The organism is Rhodococcus sp. IEGM1339 (genome assembly GCF_050321925.1).
Lineage (GTDB): Bacteria > Actinomycetota > Actinomycetes > Mycobacteriales > Mycobacteriaceae > Rhodococcus > Rhodococcus pyridinivorans.
Genome location: NZ_JBNQFT010000046.1, coordinates 1 through 7,035 on the forward strand (window position 1 = coordinate 1; position 7,035 = coordinate 7,035).

The 7,035-nt window shown below is 68.1% G+C and carries 9 protein-coding genes and 1 pseudogene; 3 read left to right on the forward strand and 7 right to left on the reverse strand.

The window, feature by feature from the left end:
• Nucleotides 1-86: 86 nt before the first annotated feature.
• Entirely contained in the window at nt 87-1,481 is a 1,395-nt protein-coding gene (locus ACQR3U_RS23120; protein ID WP_230811588.1) for a TIGR02678 family protein, read from the reverse strand.
• Nucleotides 1,478-2,968 (reverse strand): TIGR02677 family protein, encoded by a 1,491-nt coding sequence (locus ACQR3U_RS23125; protein WP_230811590.1) that lies wholly within the window; start codon nt 2,966-2,968, stop codon nt 1,478-1,480. Before ACQR3U_RS23125 ends, ACQR3U_RS23120 begins: the two co-directional genes overlap by 4 nt.
• Nucleotides 2,969-3,186: 218 nt before the next feature.
• Between ACQR3U_RS23125 and ACQR3U_RS23130 the strand changes: the two genes are divergently transcribed.
• Nucleotides 3,187-4,515 (forward strand): PucR family transcriptional regulator, encoded by a 1,329-nt coding sequence (locus ACQR3U_RS23130; protein ID WP_200360100.1) that lies wholly within the window; start codon nt 3,187-3,189, stop codon nt 4,513-4,515.
• Nucleotides 4,516-4,522: 7 nt separating this feature from the next.
• Here ACQR3U_RS23130 and ACQR3U_RS23135 read toward each other — a convergent pair whose 3' ends face one another.
• Together ACQR3U_RS23135 and ACQR3U_RS23140 are read right to left on the reverse strand one after the other, a co-directional pair.
• Entirely contained in the window at nt 4,523-4,684 is a 162-nt protein-coding gene (locus ACQR3U_RS23135) for a hypothetical protein (RefSeq protein WP_024100878.1), read from the reverse strand.
• 23 nt (nt 4,685-4,707) lie between these two features.
• A complete protein-coding gene (locus tag ACQR3U_RS23140; protein ID WP_257785273.1) occupies nt 4,708-4,836 on the reverse strand; it encodes a hypothetical protein in 129 nt (42 codons plus the stop codon).
• 491 nt (nt 4,837-5,327) lie between these two features.
• Between ACQR3U_RS23140 and ACQR3U_RS23145 the strand changes: the two genes are divergently transcribed.
• On the forward strand, nt 5,328-5,681 hold the full coding sequence (locus tag ACQR3U_RS23145) for a Zn-ribbon domain-containing OB-fold protein (RefSeq protein ID WP_006551994.1): 354 nt from the start codon (nt 5,328-5,330) through the stop codon (nt 5,679-5,681).
• A gap of 10 nt (nt 5,682-5,691) precedes the next feature.
• Here the strand turns inward: ACQR3U_RS23145 and ACQR3U_RS23150 are convergent, their stop codons facing one another.
• Entirely contained in the window at nt 5,692-6,102 is a 411-nt protein-coding gene (locus ACQR3U_RS23150) for a RidA family protein (protein WP_024100879.1), read from the reverse strand.
• Nucleotides 6,103-6,182: 80 nt separating this feature from the next.
• On the opposite strand from ACQR3U_RS23150, the gene ACQR3U_RS23155 reads away from it, so the two are divergent.
• Nucleotides 6,183-6,554: a winged helix-turn-helix transcriptional regulator gene (locus ACQR3U_RS23155; protein WP_039587212.1), complete on the forward strand. Its 372-nt coding sequence runs from the start codon at nt 6,183-6,185 to the stop codon at nt 6,552-6,554.
• A gap of 5 nt (nt 6,555-6,559) precedes the next feature.
• On the opposite strand, the gene ACQR3U_RS23160 is transcribed toward ACQR3U_RS23155, so the two are convergent.
• Nucleotides 6,560-6,796, reverse strand: coding sequence for a nucleotidyltransferase family protein (locus tag ACQR3U_RS23160; protein WP_306672643.1), 237 nt, complete (start codon nt 6,794-6,796; stop codon nt 6,560-6,562).
• Nucleotides 6,760-6,900 (reverse strand): annotated as a pseudogene (locus tag ACQR3U_RS23165) (hypothetical protein); the annotation flags it as partial. The gene ACQR3U_RS23160 and the pseudogene ACQR3U_RS23165, both read right to left, overlap by 37 nt.
• Nucleotides 6,901-7,035: the final 135 nt, after the last annotated feature.

The following is a 7,035-nucleotide window of genomic DNA, read 5'->3' on the forward strand; positions in this document are numbered from 1 at the left end:
GTCGATGTTCTGTGGGCGTTGTTGCGTGACGGCCGAGAATTCAGCATCGACAACCCGGCTCCGGCCGCTGCTGTTGCTTGACACAGTCATTGAGAGTCCGTCGGGTTCGTATCGGGTGCGGGGACTGTCGGTGGGGTGGTCTCGGGGAACAGGTCGATTTCCGGATCACGTTCGCGCACACTGACCGTCACGCCGCGGAAGCGGGCGATCGCGGGCAGGACGAGTACCCCGCCGGGTACCCGGGCCACCAGCCGCAGCCGGTCGAGCATGTCCACCGCGGCCTCGGCCAGTCCCGCGGGGTCGGCCTGCCACTGCGCGGCGAAGGTCCGGCCGTAGATGTCGACGAGACGCCCGACCGTGCCCGCCAGCCACGAATCCTCGAGCAAGGGATGCTCGAGCGGGGCACGAGCGGCGTCGTCCTGCTCCAGCTCGTCGGGGATCGGGGTGTCGGACGCCGCGAGCGGGGTGAACACCGTCGACCTCGGGATCGCGGAATCGACGGCCGCGAGGAGAGCGTCTTGTGTCTGTGCAGGTACGGGTATCCGGGGTGGGGCAGGGGCGTCGGGATCGAGGACGCGATCGCACATCTCCCCGGCCAGCAACAGCGCGACCTGCGCGACCGTCCCCGTGTTCGGAAACCGTACATCTGACAGTCGTCCCGAGGTATCTACCAGCGCAACACCTTCGGCGCGACGCTCACACACCAGGCCGGTGAGCAACTTTACTTCGTCGGTGGTGCGCGGCAATGCCAACTGCAGCGCTTCGTCGTCGTCGAGATCGTCGGCGTACACCACGGGACGCTGCACCAGTGCGCGTCGCACCCGCCTCCGGACCTCCGCCGTATCTGATTGCGGGGCACCGGCATTGCCGAGCAGACCGCGCACCGATTCGAGGTGCTGCAACGCCCGCGGTGGCCGGAACAGGGCATGCACGACCGCGCGGTCGACGTCGTAGAGCGCCTCACCACTGTCGGGATCGCTCGCCCACCTGCCCGCATCACCGTCGGCGAGGGTGATCGCCCCGCGCACGCCGAGCCAGGTCACGGCATCGACGAAGGCATCGCGATCGGCGGCACGTTCGGTGTCGAGCTCGACACCGTCCACCCGGCTGGCCTCGGACGCGACGTGCTCGGCGAGTTCGGACAGCGTGATCTGCCCGGCGCCGCGACCGAGCGCCGCGATCGCCAACGCGAGATAGGCATAGCGGCGCCGGTCGAACGGCCGGCCGGTGTGCGTCGACGTGCCCGCCCCCGCGTCGAGGCGATCGGCGACGGTGAACAGCCGCGCGGTGGTCTCGGTGACCTCGAGCCGGTATCCGAAGGTGGCGAGCAGATCCTCCCGCAGCTCGGTGGCCCAGCGGCGCACCGTCGCCAGTGCCGACCGGTCGGGAAAGGTCGCGGTGACGAGGTGGTGGGTGAGCACCAGCCGCGCGGCGCGCTGATACGAATCCAGCTCGACGGACGGAATCGAACGCGCCCTCATCGCACCTCCACCGACAGACCGTCGAGATACAGGCGCCCGCGCGCGGTGTGCACCACCGTCGACTCGCCGCTCGGTCGGAGGGTGAGCTTGACGCCGTTCTGCGTACCAGAGGACGCATCGTCGCTGCGCACCCGCCCGCTCACGGGCACGCGGGCCGACAGTGCGGCGTCGAGCAGGCTCAACAGCACCTCTGCTTCCGGTTCGCTCAGCTTCCGTTCGCGCACCCCTCCGGCGGCGAGGGAACGCGCCGCTTCGGCCCGGCGACGCTGCTTCTCGAGTTGCGCCTCGCGCAGCCGCCGTACTCCGGCGTCGTTGCGCTGGATCCGCCCCGGCGCTCCCGCTGCGGGGCGCCGGCCGGTCTCGGCGAGGGTGCGGGCGATCTCCACGGGAGGCGCTTGCCACCACGAGCGGGTGACCGGCACGATGTCGGCATCGGGATGGGCGACGGAGAAGTGTCGGGGCCGGCCCAGGTCGAACACCGCATCGAACAGTGCGTGCGCGGCCTCCTCGGACGGCGCGGCAGCGAACCAGCCCGCGAGATGCCGCAGCTGCGACTCGCGGCTGACACCCCCGCGACGCTGCTCGGTGAGTCGGCGCAGCAGCCCGAGCACCGCGGAGATCGCGTTGATGGTCGCGCCGCGAAGGCGTTCGGATTCGCTCGGTTCGGAGCCCACACCGACGAACCAGTGTTCGACGCCCCACCAGCGCTGCGCCCAGTCCGCTTCGCGTTCCTCGAACGAGAGCAGCACCCGCTCGTCGTGCCGGGCCGCGGCCGCGGTGAGCTTCTGAACCCCGGTGGTCTGTACCCGGTCGAGCGCCGTGGAGAGCTTCGGGGCGTAGCGGGCCAGGTCGGTGCTGAACTCGCGCATATGGGTGAGCAGCGCGTCCTTGTGGGCGAGGAAAGTCTCCGGGGTGACCTCGGTGGTGCGCACCAGCTCGCCGAGGACGAGATAGAAACGGGCGGCGCGCTCGGCCATGTCCGACAACGTCGCGTCGAGGCGGCTCAACTTCCGGTAGACCAGCTCGCCGTCGCCGGCGGCGTTCGCGTCGGCGAGATCGTTGAGATCGGCAAGCAGATCGGGAAGGGCCAGACGTGACAGCGAGACGTCCTCCCCGCGGGAGGACAACACGTCCTCCACGGCGCGGAACACCCGGTAGCCCGCCTGTCCGAACTGGTAGACGTAGTGCCGGTTGCGGTACTCGGCGAGCGTCGCTGCCCGGGATCCGTCGTAGCTGCGTTCGAGCACACCCCACGCGTGCAGCTGCTCGAGCAGCGCCGGGATCTCGGAGGAATCGGGCACGTCGTCGCCGCTCGCGCCGGGCAGTCGGGTGAGGACGTTCTCGACGTCGCCGGCGTGCAACAGCACCGAGTAGTTGCCGCGCGCGTGATCGAATGCGCGCAGAACCCACAGGTAGTGCACCCTTTTCTCGGCCGTCGCGAACGAGAACAGGCGCAGGCGGTCGTCCCGCACCAACGCGTCCTCCATCGCGCCGAACCGCGCTCGGCCTGATTCACTCACCGTGACAGGTTAGGCGGCGCAACCGACGGGTCCGGACAACACCCGGCGTGAGTGTCGGCATGATCGTTGCCCGAGGGACGCCCCGATCCGCGGTGGCGGCCCGTCCCGAGCCGTTACGGTCGAGGCGGTGCGCTCGGCAAGGCAGTGCACTCGGACAGACGCCGTAGCCTCCGGAATCGGACACGATGAATCCTCACGAGATCGGACAGGACACCCACAGCGTGGGCGATCCCGGACCTGCCACGCGTGCCTTGATCGAGGCGGTCGCCGACCTGTCGACGACGCGGCACGCCGAGATCACGCAGTACATGACCGAGCGGATCTCGGCCGAGATCGAGGCGGTGTCCACCGACCGCCACACCCGCCGCTCCCTCGCCCAGGCCGCGGAGGAAGGCGTCGCAGCCATGACCCGGTTCCTGCGGGACGACCTCGAGGAGATCGAGATCCCGGCGGCGTCCTACTCGCTGGTGCGCATGCTGGCCCGACAGGGATTCCCCGTCTCGGTGGTCGACCGCAGCAACCGGCTCGCGCAGGACAGCATCATGCGCTGGTGCCTCGAGGTGCTGGCCGGACTCAGCGACGACGCCGCGGCAGTGATGCAGGCGGGCGTGGAGATCCTGATGAAACTCTCCGCGGGGATCGACGGGGTGTCGCAGAAGCTGCTCGGGGTCTACGAGACCGAGCGCGATACCTGGCTGCTCAACCGCAACGCCTCCCGGACCGCCCGCATCCAGGACATCCTGGCCGGACGACCGATCGAGGTGGGGGACGCCGAGCGCACCCTCGGCTACCGGCTCGGCCAGCGCCACCTCGGGGTGATCGTCTGGACGGACGATATCGAGGTGGTCGGTGGGGACCGGTCCGGCACCGAATGGAACGGTCTCGAGCAGGCAGTGACGACTCTGGCCGAACATCTCGGGCGGGGAGGTCGGGTGCTGTTCGAACAGTTCGACGAGTACACCGCCTGGGCATGGATCCCGCTCGGCACGGTCGATCGCATCGACCCGAGGGGACTGTCCGGGATCGTCGCGGCATGGCAGCGACCTGTCGGTGTCGCCGTCGGCGCGCCGCAGGAGGGGATCGACGGTTTCGTCCGCACCCATCGGCAGGCGGCGCAGGCGCGGGAGGTGGCTCTGACATCGGTGCTGCCGGGTCCGCGTCTCGTCTCGATCGACGAGGTCGGCGCGGTCGCGTTGATGTGCACGAATCTCGAGTGGGCCCGCGGCTGGGTGGGGGATGTGCTCGGTCGCCTCGCCGCCGACGATCCCGCTGCCGCGCAACTGCGGCACACGCTGCGGGAATTCCTTTCCAGCGGAGGGAGTTTCGTCGCCACAGCGGAAAGACTACATCTGCACCGGAATTCGGTCGCCTACCGGATCAGCAAGGCGGAGGAGCAGATCGGGCACAGTGTCCGCGAGTGTCGGCTCGACCTCGAGAACGCGCTGGCGCTGTGCCACTGGCTCGGCGCCGCCGTGCTCGCCCCCGATTCGGAGATTCCGCCCGCGTCCGGCTGACTGCGCGTCAGCGGGAGCCGGGCACGGTGCTGCGAACGAACCGTCCGATCTCGCCGATCGCGCGGGCTCCTTCGGGTAGCAGATCCGCGGCGGCCTGGAATATGTGCACCTGCCGGTCCCAGACCTGCAGATCGCACGCCATACCGGCGTCGGCGAGACGGTCGGCCATCGACTCCGCGTCCACAAGAACAATTAGTGCGAGCCGACCTGGATGAGAGTGGGCGGCATGCCCGACGTATCCGCGTCGGCGGGGCAGATCCGCCCCGACTCCTGGCGACGTCCTGCAAGGCCGGCCAGCGCTTCGAGTGCGTTGCCGGGCAACAGCGCGCAGTGTGCGGCGTTGGAGTGACCGAGCTTGCGGGCGAGTCGACCCGGCGAATCGGGTGCCGCTGTCTTCCACGTGAAGGACGAACGTCCCTCGGTTCATCGGTGCGGCTGCACACTGTTTCGGTAGTGGTTCGGGCTGCGCGCACAGTGTCCGCGCGTGGCACTGGGTGCCGGTGCGAGCTGGAACACGTCGAAGTAGGGAAGATCTGCAGGTAGGGAGGTTGCTTCCGGCGCTTGTCCAAGTGACATCCGGTGGCCCGAACGACCCGAAAGCCCCTGTCGACCGACCCGGCATTGTGCGCTGCGACCAGCGAACCCCCACGATCTGTGTGCTCGCGTACCGATGGAAAAGGTCCCGAGCCGACCTACCTTCGAATAGGGGGCCGATGATCGGAGCCACGTCATCGGCCCGTCGGGGTCCCGCCCCCCCCTCTACGACGGACCGCTTCGTGGCTCGGACATTTTCCGTTGACGGAAGGACTGCGATGGCGCCCCACGCGACGCAGAACTGCATGACGATCCTGCGCTGCGGAAGCTGCACGACGCTTCACGCTCCGGAGACAGCGTGCTGCTCCTCCTGCGGCGGCGCGAACCTCGAGTCCGCCCGCTGCTCCGGCACCGGCTCGATCGTGTCCTGGAAGGTCGTCGAACCGCTCGACGACGGCGCGCAGGACGACAGCGCGGTCACCCTCGCGATCGTCGAACTCGACGACGGGCCATGGCTCTACTCGAAGATCGAAGGATCGTTCCCCGACTGCGCCGAGGCCCGGGTGCGGGTCGCGTTCCGGTCCACTGCGGGTGACGACGGATTCCCCGTCTTCGGGATCTGCGCGGCCTGATCTACGACGCTCATCCCTCGAGAACCGCGGTGGCTTCGATCTCCACGAGCACGACAGGTTCGTAGAGCGCCGCGACACCGATCAGCGATGCCGGCGGCATCGGATCGGGCAGATCGATCTCCTGCGCGACGGCCTGCACACCGGCCATGAACTGTCCGATCTTCTCGGGATGCCAGTCTGTGACGTAGAACGTCAGGCGCACGACATCGCGGAAGGTCGCGCCGGCTCCGTCCAAGCCTCGTGCGACGTTGCGCAGCGCTTGGGCCACCTGACCGGCCAGCTCGGTAGGAATCGGTGAGCCGTCCGGCATGTATGCGACCTGTCCGGCGAGATGGACCTGTCGCGTGCCGGTGGAGACTGCGACGTGGTGGTAAGGAGCGTTCGGCAGCGTGCCTTCGGGGCTGAACAGGGTGACGGACACGGAGTTCTCCTGGGGTCGGAACCAAATGGTACCTGATTTATACTTGGTATCCGGAAGTCACTTCAACGAAACCAGGTTTCATGTCGGATACCGCTGACCACGATCTGCTCGCCGTCGCCGCCCACCGGGAACTGTTGGGGCAGATCCTCGACAAGTGGTCCTTGAGCGTGCTCACCGAATTGTGCGAGGCTCCGCGCCGCTTCAACGAGCTGCGGCGCGCCGTTCCCGAGGTCACGCAGAAATCCCTGACGACCACGTTGCGCAGACTCGAACGCAACGGAATCGTCGAACGCCGGGTGGTGAACACCCGTCCCGTCGCGGTCGAATACCGCATCACGGCACTGGGGAAGACGGTGCGCGAACCGATCGACGCTCTGTTGATGTGGGCGTCGACGAATCTTCCCCGCATCGAGGAAGCGCGACGCAGATTCGACGAGGATCTCGGCGAATGAGGATGTCAGCGCTCGGGCCACGGTTCGACGACCAATCGAGGCCATTCCACCTGCCATCGTCGGGCTTTCGCTTCGTACACGTTGCGAGGTGCCAGCACCGGATTCGGGCGGAGCGCCATCCCGAACAGGTCGTCGAAACCGTGCGGAGCGTAGACCCGTAGTCCCGGATGCCGGCCTGCCGGTCGCGGCCGTCGAGAAAGTTCCAGACCGACTGGAAGACTCCGCCCGCGGTGAGATACCAGTCTCCGATGCCGAGTTCACCCGTCCGGTCCAGGACGACCCGGCACACCGGATTTCCGGGAACGATGTCGAGCAGTCGCTGCTCGGTTGCGGGGCGTGAGGTCACTCGGGCATCGTCTCTCGTCGCGGGATACCGATAGCGCTAGGTGTAGTTCCCAGGCAGGTTGTGAACGGCGTGCCGCCACGAGATAGGTGAGGACCTCCGGTATCGGTGTGGTTACCACACACACCCCGACTACCG